This window comes from Escherichia sp. WS1451 (genome assembly GCF_046487365.1).
Classification (GTDB): Bacteria; Pseudomonadota; Gammaproteobacteria; order Enterobacterales; family Enterobacteriaceae; genus Escherichia; species Escherichia coli.
This window is the reverse complement of sequence record NZ_JBJQJP010000009.1, coordinates 133,052-149,317: the sequence shown is the minus strand read 5'-3', so window position 1 is coordinate 149,317 and position 16,266 is coordinate 133,052. Positions and strand designations below refer to the sequence as shown.

General features: G+C 52.2%; 8 protein-coding genes. 5 read left to right on the top strand and 3 right to left on the bottom strand.

The features are described from left to right. Positions 1–120: 120 nt before the first annotated feature. On the top strand, positions 121–1,512 hold the full coding sequence (uhpT, locus tag ACJHX7_RS13680; protein ID WP_000879194.1) for a hexose-6-phosphate:phosphate antiporter: 1,392 nt from the start codon (positions 121–123) through the stop codon (positions 1,510–1,512). Positions 1,513–1,558: 46 nt separating this feature from the next. Here uhpT and adeD read toward each other — a convergent pair whose 3' ends face one another. Beyond that, the gene (gene adeD, locus ACJHX7_RS13675; RefSeq protein ID WP_094030244.1) at positions 1,559–3,325 is read right to left on the bottom strand and encodes an adenine deaminase; all 1,767 of its coding nucleotides are present in this window, start codon (positions 3,323–3,325) and stop codon (positions 1,559–1,561) included. Between the two features lie 174 nt (positions 3,326–3,499). On the opposite strand from adeD, the gene adeQ reads away from it, so the two are divergent. Next, positions 3,500–4,834 (top strand): adenine permease AdeQ, encoded by a 1,335-nt coding sequence (adeQ, locus tag ACJHX7_RS13670; protein ID WP_001349999.1) that lies wholly within the window; start codon positions 3,500–3,502, stop codon positions 4,832–4,834. A 52-nt stretch (positions 4,835–4,886) separates the two neighbouring features. Further along, a complete protein-coding gene (locus tag ACJHX7_RS13665) occupies positions 4,887–5,339 on the top strand; it encodes a DUF1198 domain-containing protein (protein ID WP_001572096.1) in 453 nt (150 codons plus the stop codon). Between the two features lie 115 nt (positions 5,340–5,454). Here ACJHX7_RS13665 and ACJHX7_RS13660 read toward each other — a convergent pair whose 3' ends face one another. Both ACJHX7_RS13660 and ACJHX7_RS13655 read right to left on the bottom strand, forming a co-directional pair. Then, positions 5,455–5,778 (bottom strand): helix-turn-helix domain-containing protein, encoded by a 324-nt coding sequence (locus ACJHX7_RS13660; RefSeq protein WP_000125643.1) that lies wholly within the window; start codon positions 5,776–5,778, stop codon positions 5,455–5,457. Further along, complete coding sequence (locus tag ACJHX7_RS13655; protein WP_240090941.1) at positions 5,762–6,070, bottom strand: type II toxin-antitoxin system RelE/ParE family toxin; 309 nt, start codon at positions 6,068–6,070, stop codon at positions 5,762–5,764. Before ACJHX7_RS13655 ends, ACJHX7_RS13660 begins: the two co-directional genes overlap by 17 nt. Positions 6,071–6,348: 278 nt before the next feature. Between ACJHX7_RS13655 and nepI the strand changes: the two genes are divergently transcribed. Both nepI and iatC read left to right on the top strand, forming a co-directional pair. After that, on the top strand, positions 6,349–7,533 hold the full coding sequence (gene nepI, locus ACJHX7_RS13650; RefSeq protein WP_001288548.1) for a purine ribonucleoside efflux pump NepI: 1,185 nt from the start codon (positions 6,349–6,351) through the stop codon (positions 7,531–7,533). A gap of 201 nt (positions 7,534–7,734) precedes the next feature. Next, positions 7,735–16,245 (top strand): inverse autotransporter adhesin IatC, encoded by an 8,511-nt coding sequence (gene iatC, locus ACJHX7_RS13645; RefSeq protein WP_104888970.1) that lies wholly within the window; start codon positions 7,735–7,737, stop codon positions 16,243–16,245. Positions 16,246–16,266: the final 21 nt, after the last annotated feature.

The following is a 16,266-nucleotide window of genomic DNA, read 5'->3' as shown; positions in this document are numbered from 1 at the left end:
CTTCATATCCGGCAAAACTAAGAAATTTTCCAGGTTTTGCCTGGACGCTATCTCAGGCCTGATTTGCTACTGATTTTTACAATGCATGCCTCACGCAGGTATTCATTTCAGGAGTAACCCATGCTGGCTTTCTTAAACCAGGTTCGCAAGCCGACCCTGGACCTTCCGCTCGAAGTGCGGCGCAAAATGTGGTTCAAACCGTTCATGCAATCCTACCTGGTGGTCTTTATCGGCTACCTTACGATGTACCTGATTCGCAAGAACTTTAACATCGCGCAGAACGACATGATCTCGACCTACGGGTTGAGCATGACGCAGCTGGGGATGATCGGCCTGGGCTTCTCCATCACTTATGGCGTGGGTAAAACGCTGGTTTCTTACTACGCCGACGGCAAAAACACCAAACAATTCCTGCCGTTCATGCTGATCCTGTCTGCCATTTGTATGCTGGGCTTCAGTGCCAGTATGGGCAGCGGCTCGGTTAGCCTGTTCCTGATGATTGCCTTCTACGCCTTGAGCGGCTTTTTCCAGAGTACCGGCGGTTCGTGCAGTTACTCCACCATCACCAAATGGACGCCGCGTCGTAAACGCGGGACATTCCTCGGTTTCTGGAACATTTCTCACAACCTTGGTGGTGCAGGCGCAGCAGGTGTGGCGCTGTTCGGCGCAAATTACCTGTTCGATGGTCATGTCATCGGCATGTTTATTTTCCCGTCGATTATCGCGCTGATTGTTGGTTTTATCGGTCTGCGTTACGGCAGCGACTCCCCGGAATCTTATGGCCTCGGCAAAGCTGAAGAGCTGTTTGGCGAGGAGATCAGTGAAGAGGATAAAGAGACAGAATCTACCGATATGACCAAGTGGCAGATCTTTGTTGAGTATGTGCTGAAAAACAAAGTGATCTGGCTGCTGTGCTTTGCCAACATTTTCCTCTATGTGGTGCGTATTGGTATCGACCAGTGGTCAACCGTGTATGCGTTCCAGGAACTGAAACTCTCTAAAGCGGTGGCGATTCAGGGCTTTACGCTGTTTGAAGCTGGTGCGCTGGTCGGTACGCTGCTGTGGGGCTGGCTCTCTGACCTGGCGAACGGTCGCCGTGGCCTGGTGGCCTGTATCGCGCTGGCGCTGATTATCGCCACGCTCGGTGTGTATCAACACGCCAGCAACGAATATATCTACCTGGCTTCTCTCTTTGCGTTGGGTTTCCTGGTCTTTGGCCCGCAATTGTTGATTGGTGTGGCTGCTGTTGGCTTTGTACCTAAAAAAGCGATTGGCGCTGCCGATGGTATTAAAGGCACCTTTGCTTACCTGATTGGCGACAGCTTTGCCAAGTTAGGTCTGGGGATGATTGCCGATGGGACGCCGGTATTCGGCCTTACCGGCTGGGCAGGCACCTTCGCCGCGCTGGATATCGCCGCGATTGGTTGTATCTGCCTGATGGCGATAGTGGCGGTGATGGAAGAACGCAAAATCCGCCGCGAGAAAAAAATTCAGCAGTTGACAGTGGCATAAACGTAACTGGTGACTTTTGCCCGGCATGACGCCGGGCTTTTTTTTATTATTCCGTGAATTCCAGCGTAGTGAAGGCAAACTTCTCGCCATCAAACAGCCCCTGACTGGTTAGTTTCAGCGCGGGGATCACTGGCAGGGAAAGAAACGCCATCTGAATAAACGGCTCATCCGGTAACGGACCGCATTCACGGGCGGCGGCTTTCAAGGCGTCAATTTGCTCCGCCAGTGACTGCGCCGTGTCGGTGCTCATTAGCCCGGCAATGGGCAACGGTAGATGACTTTGTACCTGACCGTTACGGACCACGCACAGCCCGCCGCCATCCTGAATCACCTGATTGACCGCCAGCGCCATCTCTTCTGCGCTACGACCTATCACCACAATATTATGGCTGTCATGGCTGACCGTCGCCGCCAGCGCACCTTCATTCAGGCCAAAGCTGCCAAGCAAACCACAAGCCGGAGCCAGACGTTGCCCGTAACGCTCAAGTACGGCAATAAAGCACACATCATCGCGATCAAAACCATTTTCGCTGTAGACGCTGGAGCGGGAGTGGGTAATCAATTCGTTATGGATGACGTCAATGACCCGATAGCGTTTTCCGGGCGTGAATTGCAGGGCAAAGTCGCTGGCGGAAACAGGCTGGCGATCAATGGTATTGCCATATGGCGGGGCGGATTGTGCCAGTCTCGCCGACTCTTCCGCCTGTAAGGTTTGCGCATCGATCGGCTCGCCTTTCACCAGTACCTGCTGCACCGTGACCTTACGCGCATCGCTCAACAGGACGATATCGGCCTGCTTGCCGGGTGCCAGTAAGCCGAGGTGATTCAGACCAAAATGGCGCGCCGTCGACCAGCTGGCTACGCGATATGCCACATGCAGCGGTACATTGTGTTGTTCGATCAGGCGGCGAATTAAGGCATCGATGTGTCCTTCATGGGCGATCTCCCACGGGTTACGGTCATCGGTACAGAGCATGCATTGCGGGCTGTTAAATTCGTTGATCAACGGTGCCAGCGCGTTGAGATTGCGGGCTGCGGACCCTTCACGGATCATCAACGACATGCCGAGTTGCAATTTCCGGCGTCCTTCTTCCAACTGATAACTTTCGTGGCAGTTTTCAATACCCGCAGCAATATAGGCGTTAAGTTCTTTACCACCCAAACCCGGGCAGTGACCGTCCAGCGTCAGGTGGCGAAATGCGTCCAGTTTATCGAGCAGCGCATTCTGCCCGCTAATTACGCCAGGGTAGTCCATCATTTCTGCAAGGCCGGTAACCTGCGGATGGTCCCGCCAGGCGAGCATCTGTTCAAGGGTAAAACTGGCACCGTTAACATCGCAGCCTTCCAGAGCGGGTACGCAAGAGCTGACCTGTAAGTACTGGTTTTGCCTTGCCTGTTCGGCACAGCGGGCAAACCAGGCGAATCCGGCTTCGCCCATCACGTTGACGATTTCATGAGGGTCGCAAATAACGGTCGTCAGGCCGCGCGGCAGGGTCGCGGTTTCAAAAGTGACCGGCGTCATCATGCTGGATTCAATATGCAGGTGAGCATCAATAAAACCTGGCACCGCCGTTGCGCCGCGGGCATCAATCCGCTGCAACGCCGGAGCATCAGCGTATTCTGCGCCAACACCGGCAATGTAACGTCCTTTAATCACAATTGGGCCGGAAATTTCTCCGCCATTGATCAGGTCGAGAATAGAGACATTATCAATAATATAATCGGCAACAGCGTCTCCACGGGAAACGGCTAACAATTCCTGGTATTCAGCCCGGCTAATGTGATGAAATTTATGGTTAATAGAATTATTCATATTTTTCTCATTTTGATTTTATCAATTTGATTATTATTTATCATAAAGAAACGTCGCGAGATTATTAAAGAATATCCATTAATGTGCAATTGAAATGTGATAATTATCACTGAACCGTTGTTGTCATTTGTTTTACAAAAGCAAGGGATTAAATCTCCTCCAATGGACAAAAAAATGAATAATGACAATACCGATTACGTGAGTAATGAATCAGGGACGCTTTCGCGATTATTTAAACTACCTCAGCATGGGACCACCGTCCGCACAGAATTGATTGCGGGGATGACCACTTTTTTAACCATGGTGTACATCGTTTTTGTGAACCCGCAAATCCTCGGCGCGGCACAAATGGACCCGAAAGTGGTGTTTGTTACCACCTGTTTGATTGCCGGTATCGGCAGTATTGCGATGGGGATATTTGCTAACTTACCCGTGGCGCTGGCTCCGGCAATGGGGCTGAACGCCTTCTTTGCGTTCGTGGTCGTGGGGGCGATGGGTATCTCCTGGCAGACCGGGATGGGCGCGATATTCTGGGGCGCAGTTGGGCTATTTTTGCTCACGCTGTTTCGTATCCGGTACTGGATGATCTCCAACATTCCATTAAGTTTACGTATTGGTATCACCAGCGGAATCGGATTATTTATCGCCTTAATGGGATTAAAAAATACTGGCGTTATTGTCGCCAATAAAGACACCCTGGTGATGATTGGCGATTTAAGTTCTCACGGCGTGTTGTTAGGTATTTTAGGGTTTTTTATTATAACTGTGTTGTCATCACGTCATTTTCATGCCGCGGTGCTTGTTTCTATTGTGGTGACGTCTTGCTGTGGATTATTTTTCGGTGATGTTCATTTTAGCGGCGTCTATTCCATTCCGCCTGATATTAGCGGCGTCATTGGTGAAGTGGATTTGAGCGGTGCGTTAACACTTGAACTCGCCGGTATCATTTTCTCCTTTATGCTGATCAACCTATTTGATTCATCAGGAACATTAATTGGTGTAACTGATAAAGCTGGCTTAATAGATAGTAACGGTAAATTCCCCAATATGAATAAGGCGCTGTATGTTGATAGCGTCAGTTCGGTGGCGGGTGCGTTTATCGGTACCTCGTCTGTTACCGCCTATATTGAAAGTACTTCAGGTGTGGCTGTCGGTGGTCGCACGGGGCTGACTGCGGTTGTGGTCGGCGTTATGTTCCTGTTGGTTATGTTCTTCTCACCGCTGGTGGCGATGGTTCCTCCTTACGCAACCGCCGGAGCGTTAATCTTTGTTGGCGTGCTGATGACTTCGAGCCTGGCGCGCGTTAACTGGGATGATTTTACCGAATCGGTGCCCGCATTTATTACCACGGTGATGATGCCCTTTACTTTCTCGATCACCGAAGGGATTGCACTCGGCTTTATGTCGTACTGCATCATGAAAGTGTGCACCGGGCGCTGGCGCGATCTGAACCTGTGTGTGGTGGTGGTCGCAGCTCTGTTTGCACTGAAGATTATTCTGGTGGATTAGTAACTGGCGAGGGTTTCCAGATATTATGAGTTCTGATTACGCAGGAGAACTCATGATCTGGATAATGCTCGCCACGCTGGCGGTAGTGTTTGTGATTGGTTTTCGGGTGCTGACATCCGGGGCCAGAAAAGCGATTCGCCGTCTCAGCGATCGGCTGAACATCGATGTCGTACCCGTGGAGTCGATGGTCGATCAAATGGGAAAGTCAGCCGGTGACGAATTTTTACGTTATTTGCATCGCCCGGATGAGTCGCACCTGCAAAACGCCGCGCAGGTGTTGCTCATCTGGCAAATTGTCATTGTCGATGGTAGCGAACAGAACATGCTGCAATGGCATCGGATTTTACAAAAAGCCCGCCTTGCCGCGCCGATTACTGATGCTCAGGTCAGGCTGGCGCTGGGTTTTCTGCGCGAAACCGAACCTGAAATGCAGGATATTAATGCTTTTCAGATGCGCTATAACGCGTTCTTTCAGCCTGCCGAGGGCGTTCACTGGCTGCATTAAAACCGCTTCGTCTTATCAGCCTACAGACCGCGCCTGACCTGTAGGGTGGATTAGGCGTTCACGCCGCATCCGGTATTGGAACTGACAGTAGGTGAACGCATTATCTACGTTCTATTTACAGCAGCACCTCCAGCCCGTGTTTTTGCACAATGCTGAGCAGTTTTAATGAAATGCCATTGGGGCGTTTAGCGCCACTTTCCCATTTTTGTACAGTTGAAACGCTGGTATTGAGATAGTGAGCGAAGACGGGTTGACTCACTTTTAATTTTTCCCGCAGTGCTTTTATCTCAACAGGTTGTAAGTCTTGCACGCTGGTCAGGCAGGCTTTGTCAAAAGTACGCATTGTTTCGGCAGAAATAGCATCGACGCTGGACAATCCAGCCGCTGCGCTGTGAATAGCCTCAAATGCAGGACTTTTAAATTTAGTTTTTGCAGTCATAGCAGATCTCTGTCAGTTCTTTAGTGTTAATCATTGCTGTCAGTTGGGCTTTCGTCAGGAAGGCATAATGCTTTGCAGGTTCACGAAACCCAGCCAGTACCTGACTATTAATGTTCGACATATCCTGTTTTGCATATAAAAACGTGTAAAACCAATTGCTTCCCCCTTTCGCCAGAATAATTGCACGCTCACGATTTCGGTGAAGGCGCTTTTTAAAAACGCCACCACCAAGTACATCAGCTTTACCTTGTTCCGTTTCTAAAATGGCCCGGCACAACTCTTCATCTGTCATTGCATGAGACCTGGCTTCCCTTGCAAACTATTTGGTTTTAAACACGCGTATATCGTTGAGATCCTGTTATTAAAGTATATCACCAAGTGCAATACTTTATCCCTTATTCCCAACCCAATCGCGAAAATGCATATCACCTTGCCCTATGATTTTTATTTCTTCGAGCAGCCTCGAACTTTTCCCACAACACCGTAAAAGTTGCAAAAACGTTAAATGTGTCACACATTTCAATGTTAAAGTGGTCGGCTTTTCCCCTGAAACATGCCACGGGTAACACCATGAGTGAATTTATTGCCGAAAACCGCGGCGCGGATGCCATCACCCGACCGAACTGGTCAGCCGTTTTCTCGGTGGCGTTTTGCGTCGCCTGTCTGATTATCGTTGAGTTTTTGCCCGTCAGTTTGTTGACGCCAATGGCCCAGGATTTAGGCATTTCGGAAGGGGTTGCCGGGCAATCGGTGACCGTGACCGCCTTTGTGGCAATGTTTGCCAGTTTGTTTATTACCCAGACAATTCAGGCCACTGACCGCCGCTATGTTGTTATTTTGTTTGCCGTTTTGCTGACGCTCTCCTGCTTGCTGGTTTCCTTTGCTAACTCATTCAGTTTGCTTTTAATCGGTCGTGCCTGTCTGGGGCTGGCGCTGGGTGGGTTCTGGGCGATGTCGGCGTCGCTGACCATGCGTCTGGTACCGCCGCGTACGGTGCCGAAGGCGCTGTCGGTGATCTTCGGCGCGGTTTCTATTGCGCTGGTGATTGCCGCACCGTTGGGCAGTTTTTTAGGCGAGCTTATCGGTTGGCGCAATGTCTTTAATGCGGCGGCGGTGATGGGCGTGCTGTGTATTTTCTGGATTATCAAATCATTGCCTTCGCTGCCAGGCGAACCCTCGCATCAGAAACAAAATACTTTCCGCTTATTACAACGTCCGGGTGTGATGGCAGGGATGATCGCCATCTTCATGTCTTTCGCCGGGCAGTTTGCTTTCTTCACGTATATTCGCCCGGTGTATATGAACCTGGCGGGATTCGGCGTGGATGGCTTAACGCTGGTGCTGTTGAGTTTTGGTATCGCCAGCTTTATTGGTACGTCGCTTTCGTCGTTCATTCTTAAACGTTCGGTAAAACTGGCCTTAGCAGGCGCGCCGTTAATACTGGCTGTGAGTGCGTTGGTGCTGACGTTGTGGGGAAGCGATAAAATCGTTGCTACCGGCGTGGCGATTATCTGGGGGCTAACTTTTGCATTGGTTCCTGTCGGCTGGTCAACGTGGATCACCCGCTCACTGGCCGATCAGGCAGAAAAAGCCGGGTCTATTCAGGTGGCGGTTATTCAGCTTGCTAATACCTGTGGCGCGGCAATCGGCGGTTATGCGCTGGATAATATTGGTCTGACTTCGCCGTTGATGTTGTCCGGCACATTGATGTTGCTGACGGCGTTATTGGTCACCGCAAAGGTGAAAATGAAGTAACGTATTTACAGGAGGGTTATTGCTCTGGCGGGAAAGCTCTCCTGTTCTTCCCCCTGATAACCCTTGATCAGGTATTGTTCTTATCTTGTTGTTATTTCCATTATTCCGCCTGTATTCATCATTTGCTAATCATGAATCATCATTTTCCCTCATGTTAAAGAAAGGTCATTTAATCTGAACGCATAGCGACAGGGATGACAAATGGCAGGGAAAGCGCATGGGAACGGCGATCGTCGGGGCGATAACATCATATGTGGATTGGGGGATCGTTTACGTCGTCTGACCGCCGGTATTTGCCTGATAACACAAACTATATTCCCTGTTATGGCTGCTGCCCCTACGCATATTAATCCTGCGCACTCGGATACTGCCGCGTCACTGATCCTGCCGAACGTTAAAACTATTCCATATACCCTGGGTGCGTTGGAATCGCCACCAACGGTCGCGGCACGCTTTGGTATCACCGTTGATGAATTACGTCGCCTGAATCAGTTCCGTACCTTTGCGCGGGGCTTTGACAATGTGCGTCAGGGCGATGAAATAGATGTGCCCCTCATTAACAGTAACAGCCCTGAAGCGCGCAACCTGAAAGCAATGCAGATGGAGCGCGATGGCAAAGATCCGCAAATGCAGGTCGCGGAAGTGGCGCAGCAAAGCGGAACACTTTTAGCGCGCGATATGGACAGCGAACAGGCTGCAAGTATGGCGCGTGGCTGGGTGGCTTCTTCTGCCTCTGCGCAGGCAACGGACTGGCTCAGTCGTTGGGGAACTGCCCGGGTATCTCTTGGTGTGGATGAAGATTTCAGCCTTAAAAGCTCGTCATTTGAATTTCTCCATCCCTGGTACGAAACGCCGGATAACCTGGTCTTCAGCCAGCACACACTTCACCGTACGGATGATCGCACTCAAACCAACCACGGTATCGGCTGGCGTTATTTCACATCGAGCTGGATGTCTGGCGTCAATATGTTTATCGATCATGACCTGACCCGCTATCACACCCGAACCGGGATGGGCGTTGAATACTGGCGCGATTACCTGAAACTGAGCGGCAACGGTTATCTGCGCCTCAGTAACTGGCGTAGTGCACCGGAACTCGACAATGACTATGAAGCACGTCCGGCGAACGGGTGGGATCTTCGCGCCGAAGGCTGGTTACCGGCCTGGCCGCAGCTGGGCGGCAAGCTGGTCTATGAACAATATTATGGCGATGAAGTGGCGCTGTTTGGTAAAGACGAGCGACAAAATGATCCTCACGCGATTACCGCAGGTTTGAGTTACACCCCCGTTCCCCTGATCTCCTTTAGTGCCGAGCAACGGCAGGGCAAACAGGGAGAAAACGACACCCGAATTGGTATGGAGTTGACGTTGCAACCCGGCCATTCACTGCAAAAACAGCTCGATCCGGCTGAAGTTGCAGCACGACGCAGCCTTGTGGGCAGTCGCTATGACCTGGTCGATCGTAATAACAATATTGTCCTTGAATATCGCAAGAAAGAGCTGGTGCGGCTGACGCTGACCGATCCGTTGAAAGGCAAGCCGGGCGAGGTTAAATCGCTGGTTTCTTCCTTACAAACCAAATATGCGCTGAAAGGTTATGACATTGAAGCCGCCTCCCTGCAATCAGCGGGCGGAAAAGTAGCAGTTTCCGGCAAGGATATTCAGGTCACTATTCCTCCCTACCGATTCACGGCAATGCCTGAAACCGACAACACTTACCCGATAGCGGTTACAGCGGAAGATTCGAAAGGAAATTTCTCCCGGCGTGAAGAAAGTATGGTGGTCGTGGAAAAACCCACACTAAGCCTCACCGATTCAACGCTTTCTGTCGATCTGCAAATCCTGCTTGCTGATGGAAAATCAACCTCAACGCTGACCTATACCGCGCGAGATTCCAGCGGCAAGCCAATCCCCGGTATGACGTTAAAAACACAGGTGAAAGGTTTGCAGGATTTCGCCTTAAGCGAATGGAAAGACAACGGTAACGGAACCTATACCCAAATAGTTACCGCCGGGAAGACGTCTGGCGCGTTATCGCTGATGCCGCAATTTAACGGCGACGATATCGCTAAGACGCCAGCGCTGATTGCTATCGTGGCGAATACGGCATCCCGCGCTGACTCCACGATTGAGACAGACCAGGATAATTACGTCGCGGGTAAGCCGATAGTCGTTAAAGTGACCCTGAGAGATGATAACGGCAACGGGGTTACCGGACGAAAAGAACTTCTCAAACAAACCGTTAAAGTTGACAACACGAAGGCTGATGACGTTAGTGCCTGGACGGAAGAAAGTGAGGGAATTTACAAAGCAAGCTATACGGCCCATCTCATTGGCGACAAATTAACGGCCCAGCTGACGATGCCCGGCTGGCAAACCAAACATTCGGATGCGTTCAGTATTGCGGGTGATAAAGATACCGCCAAAATCGCTGCGATGCAGATCACCGCGAATAACGCAGTTGCCAGACGCGATCACAATACCGTCGCTGTGACGGTCAGGGATGTGCATCAAAATTTACTGCAGGGACAAAATGTTACCTTCACGGTCGTGAATGGTGCGGCGGTTTTTGCCGATCCAAATGGCGGTATTGTGACGACAGATAAAGACGGGATTGCCAGCGTTAACCTTGCCAGTGACCAGGCGGTAAACAGTCTTATCAAGGCCGAGATCAATGGCAGTAGTCAGTCTGTGGAAGTGAGCTTTATCACTGGCGATATCTCGCAGCTGACCTCCACCATCAAGACGGACGATGTGTCATACACCGCGGGTGGCAAGATAAAAGTGTCAGTCACCCTTATGGATGAGCAGAAAAACCGGGTGAAAGGGATGGCTTCGCTGCTGGCTGGTAGCGGTGTGGTCGAGGTGAGCGGTACAGATAAAAATGAAACGGGTAACTGGAGCGAAGAGTCTGATGGCGTTTACACCACCACCCGAACCGCGAAGATTGCTGGCGATCGCCATTACGCCACGCTGAAACTATCGACATGGAGTAGCGCGCAGCAATCCGATGCGTATGCCATCCGCGAAAGCGGAGCTGTGCTGGCTTATTCCTCCATCGTTACCGACAAAACGGCCTACACCGCTGGCGGCGCGATAAAAGTTACGGTAACACTCAAGGATAGCTATGAAAACCTGGTCGGGGGGCAACGAGACGCTATCAACCTGGCTATCCAGCTGCCAAATACAAAAGCGGAAAGCATCGCCTGGAATGAAGATCAAAAAGGAATTTATACCGCAACGTATACCGCCTTACTCCCTGGCACCGGTTTAAAAGCACAGCTACAGATGTCCGGCTGGGCGAACGCTCTGACTTCAAATGATTACAGTATTAGTGGCGATGCCGCCAGCGCACAAATTGTCGCGATGCAAGTGACAACGGGTAACCCGGATGTGCTGGCGAATGGCAGCGATCGACATACGGTGAATGTCCGGGTGGAAGATCAGTTTGGCAATGTGCTGCCGGAGCAGACCGTCACCTTTACGGTGACGAAGGGGGCGGCTGTATTTGCCAATGCAGGGCAGAGCGCAGATATCAGGACGGATGCGCATGGCATGGCAGAGGTTGATCTGAGCAGTACCGTAGCGGATGCCAGCACTGTTGAGGCTAAGATCAATCAAAGCAGCGATAGTAAAACGGTGAACTTTGTTGCTGATGTCAGTACGGCGCAGATCGCTGATCTGGTGGTGACGCAGGACGGCTCAGTGGCAGATGGCGCGACGGCGAACACGCTGCGGGCGAGGGTCACCGATGTGTTCGGGAATGCACTTGCCGGGCAGACGGTTAGCGTGTTGGCAGGCAACGGCGCAACGACTGCTCCGACGGTCACCACGCAGCCGGATGGCACGGTGGAGATCAGTGTCACCAGCCAGACCGCCGGAACCAGTGTGATCACCGCCAGCGTCAACAACAGCAGCCAGAGCCGGGATGTGACGTTTATCGCCGATGTCAGGACGGCGCAGATCGCTGATCTGGTGGTCATTAAGGACGGTTCAGAGGCAGACGGTGCGACGGCGAACACGCTGCGGGCGAGGGTAACCGATGCATTCGGTAATGCGCTTGCCGGGCAGACGGTCAGCGTGTTGGCGGACAACGGCGCAACGGTCGCTCCGGTGGTCACCACGCAGCCGGACGGCACGGTGGAAATCAGTGTCACCAGCCAGACGGCGGGCAGCAGTGCGGTCACCGTCAGTATCAACAGCAGCAGTCAGAGCCGGGACGTGACATTTATCGCGGATGTCAGAACGGCGCAGATCGCGGACCTGGTGGTCATTAAGGACGACTCAGTGGCAGACGGTGCAATGGCGAATATGCTGCGGGCGAGGGTCACCGATGTGTTCGGTAATGCGCTTGCCGGGCAGTCGGTCAGCGTGTTGGCAGGCAACGGTGCCACGACTGCTCCGACGGTCACCACGCAACCGGACGGCACGGTGGAGATCAGTATCACCAGCCAGACGGCGGGCACCAGTGCCGTCACTGCAACCATCAACAACAGCAGCCTGAGCCGGAACGTGACGTTTGTCGCCGATGTCAGGACGGCGAAGCTCGCTGAGCTGGTAGTCACCCGGGATAACTCAGTGGCAGACGGTGCAATGGCGAATATGCTGCGGGCGAGGGTCACCGATGCGTTCGGTAATGCGCTTGCCGGGCAGACGGTCAGCGTGTTGGCGGACAACGGCGCAACGACTGCCCCGACGGTAATCACAGAGCCGGACGGCACGGTGGAGATCTCAGTCACCAGCCAGACCGCCGGAACCAGTGCGGTCACCGCCAGCATCAACAACAGCAGCCAGAGCCGAAACGTGACGTTTATTGCCGATGTCAGCACGGCGAAGATCGCTGATCTGGTGGTCATTAAGGATGGTTCAGAGGCAGACGGTTCGACGGCGAATACGCTGCAGGTGAAGGTCACCGATGCTAACGGTAATACGCTTGCCGGGCAGACGGTCAGCGTGATTGCAGACAACGGCGCAACGGTTGCTCCGGCGGTCATCACAGAGCCGGACGGGACGGTGGAGATCAGTGTCACCAGCCGGACGGCGGGGATCAGTACTGTCACTGCAACCATCAACAGCAGTAGTCAGAGTCAGAACGTGACGTTTATCGCCGATATCAGGACGGCGCAGATCGCTGATCTGGTGGTCATTAAGGACGGCTCAGCGGCAGACGGTGCGACGGCGAATACGCTGCAGGCGAGGGTCACCGACGCGTTCGGGAATGCGCTTGCCGGACAGACGGTCAGCGTGTTGGCAGGCAACGGTGCCACGACTGCTCCGACGGTCACCACGCAACCGGACGGCACGGTGGAGATCAGTATCACCAGCCAGACGGCGGGAGTCAGTGCAGTCACCGTCAGCATCAACAACAGCAGCCAGAGCCGGGATGTGACGTTTATCGCCGATATCAGGACGGCGCAGATCGCGAGTCTGGAGGTGACGCAGGATAACGCCGTGGCTGACGGCGCAATGGCGAATACGCTGCAGGTGAGGGTCACCGATGCTAACGGTAATACGCTTGCCGGGCAGACGGTCAGCGTGTTGGCGGACAACGGCGCAACGGTCGCTCCGACTGTCATCACAGGGCAGGACGGCACGGTGGAGATCAGTGTCACCAGCCAGACGGCGGGAGTCAGTGCAGTCACCGCCAGCATCAACAGCAGCAGCCAGAGCCGGGATGTGACGTTTATCGCCGATGTCAGGACGGCGCAGATCGCTGATCTGGTGGTCACCCGGGATAACTCAGTGGCTGACGGCGCGACGGCGAACACGCTGCGGGCGAGGGTAACCGATGCATTCGGTAATGCGCTTGCCGGGCAGACGGTCAGCGTGTCGGCAGGCAACGGCGCAACGGTTGCCCCGACTGTCATCACAGGGCAGGACGGTACGGTGGAGATCTCAGTCACCAGCCAGACGGCGGGAATCAGTGCAGTCACTGCCAGCATCAACAGCAGCAGTCAGAGCCGAAACGTGACGTTTATCGCCGATGTCAGGACGGCGCAGATCGCGGATCTGGTGGTCATTAAGGACGGTTCAGAGGCGGACGGTGCGACGGCGAACACGCTACGGGCGAGGGTGACCGATGCATTCGGTAATGCGCTTGCCGGGCAGACGGTCAGCGTGTTGGCAGGCAACGGCGCAACGGTTGCCCCGACTGTCATCACAGGGCAGGACGGTACGGTGGAGATCTCAGTCACCAGCCAGACGGCGGGAGTCAGTGCAGTCACTGCGACCATCAACAACAGCAGCCAGAGCCGGAACGTGACGTTTGTCGCCGATGTCAGGACGGCGCAGATCGCGGACCTGGTGGTCATTAAGGACGACTCAGTGGCAGACGGTTCGACGGCGAACACGCTGCGGGCGAGGGTGACCGATGCGTTCGGGAACATGCTAGCCGGACAGACGGTCAGCGTGTTGGCAGGCAACAGCGCAACGGTCGCTTCGACGGTGACCACAAAGCCGGACGGCACGGTGGAGATCAGTGTCACCAGCCAGACGGCGGGCACCAGTACAGTCACCGCCAGCATCAACAACAGCAGCCAGAGCCAGAACGTCACCTTTGTACCTGGTGATGCATCGCAGCTCACTTCAACCGTTGAAACAAATAAGTCGAACTATACGGTTGGAGAGACAATCACCATCACGGTAACGCTCCGGGATGCGTTCGATAATCTGGTAACCGGTGCAGCTTCACAGTTAGCCGCTGATGGTGTGCTGACGGTGGCTGGCACTGACCCGTCAGAAACGGGAAGCTGGGTTGAATCAGGTGGCGTGTATACCACAACCCGAATGGCGACGATTGCCAGTACCAATCAGCACGCCAACCTGCAATTGCAGACGTGGAGTGATGGCGTAACGTCAGATCGCTATGACATACAGTCCGGTTCTCCGGCGCAAGCCACATCAACTATCGCTACGGATAAAAACGCCTACACCGCTGGTGACACTATAACCGTCGCTGTGACGCTGAAAGACGCGCACGGTAACCTGGTTGAAGGGGGCGAGTCCTTATTGTCTGGTGATAACGTAACAGTAGAAGGAGCCGTACGTTCAGGAGGATGGTCTGAAACCGCCGGTGTTTATACTGCTACATGGTCGGCGCAAATGGCGGGAGACTCTCACCACGCGACGCTGAAGTTGTCTGAATGGGGCAGCAGTAAACAATCAGAGAGTTATTCCATCCACAGCGGTGCTCCGGTGCAGGCAAATTCTGCTATCAGGACAGATAAATCGGCATATATCGCCGGGGAGCCATTAACCGTCACAATAACGTTGCGGGATGAGTTTGGTAACCCTGCTTTAGGGCTGACATCAGAAGTCATCGAGTCTTATATTGATAGTTTCGCGGTAGGCGGCGCAACTCCCGATTCTATGCGGTGGGTCGAGCAGAATAATGGTGAATATACCATTGTCTGGACAGCATGGGTTGCCGAGGAAAATCTGGTTGCCAGTCTGAAATTAAAAACATGGGCAACGGAGATTAAGTCCTCGTTATACGGAATACAACCAGGTGCAGCGGCAAAAAATCAATCCACGATTGTCACGGACAAAACGATATATATCGCTGGGGATAGCATAACGGTAACCGTTGTTCTTAAAGACGCCCAGGGTAACTTTATTACTGATGGTGTCGTTCAGCTTAATGAGGAAAACGTACAAGTCAGGAATGCGGATCCTATCCAGGGCAATAATTGGGTTTACAACGGCAATGGGCAATATCAAAGACAGTATATGGCGCATTTTGCGGAAGCGAATTTGAATGCGCAACTGAAGATGGCTGGTTGGAGCGATGCCAATTATTCAAACAATTACACTATCAAACCAGGTGAAGTGAGTCCGCTTGGTTCACAGCTTCGTATACGAGAAGTTTTAGTAGTGGAAGGGGCGGATTTACCTGTCAGTGTTTTATTAGTTGATGATTTTGGAAATCCGGTGGATAACGGTCTGGATTTGCTGGATGATACAGTGTACTTACAAAATGTAGAAAAAAAAGAAGGGGAAAAATGGAGATATGTGGGTGATGGCATATATGAACGTACATATATGGCCTACCAAGAAGGAGAAAATTTAACTTCATTTATGGAGATTAAAGGTTGGCGTATATACGGACAACCATCCTATACCATCCTTCCTTTTGTGGAAGTCGAGTTGCTGAGTGTTAATGGTGTAAAATTCAGGGCGACAGATGGTTTTCCAGAAACAGGGTTTGATGGTGCAAAATTCACGCTGTTACTAACCCATAATATGAAAAATACGGATTATAATTGGACGGCTGGGATTTATGGAATTAATGTTGACAGTAATGGAGAAGTAACATTATCTGTGCTGATAAGAAGTGAAGTTACTATTACCGGGAAACCCAAGAATGGTAAAGGGAATGATGTTGTATTTAAATTCAAGATTAAAAAATGGTTTACTAGTTTAGGTGCTACCAGTAGTAATACCTGGGATATCATAAACACTTCATGTAGCTATGGTCAAATGCCGTCATCTTTAGAATTAGCGCAGCGGCCAAGCGGTGGGGTAGTACCGCGAAAAGTAGGTACGTTGTGGGGCGAATATGGTAATTTAAAAACTTATGGGAACGCTTTTAGCGGTACGGATTATTGGACAAGCACTCAGCTCATGGGAGTACACGAGAAATTTAATCCTGAAACTGGTATATCAGAGCTTGGGACAGGAAAGTCTTCTGGCTTGTGCGTAGAGTATTATTAACGAAGTAATTACTAAATTGCC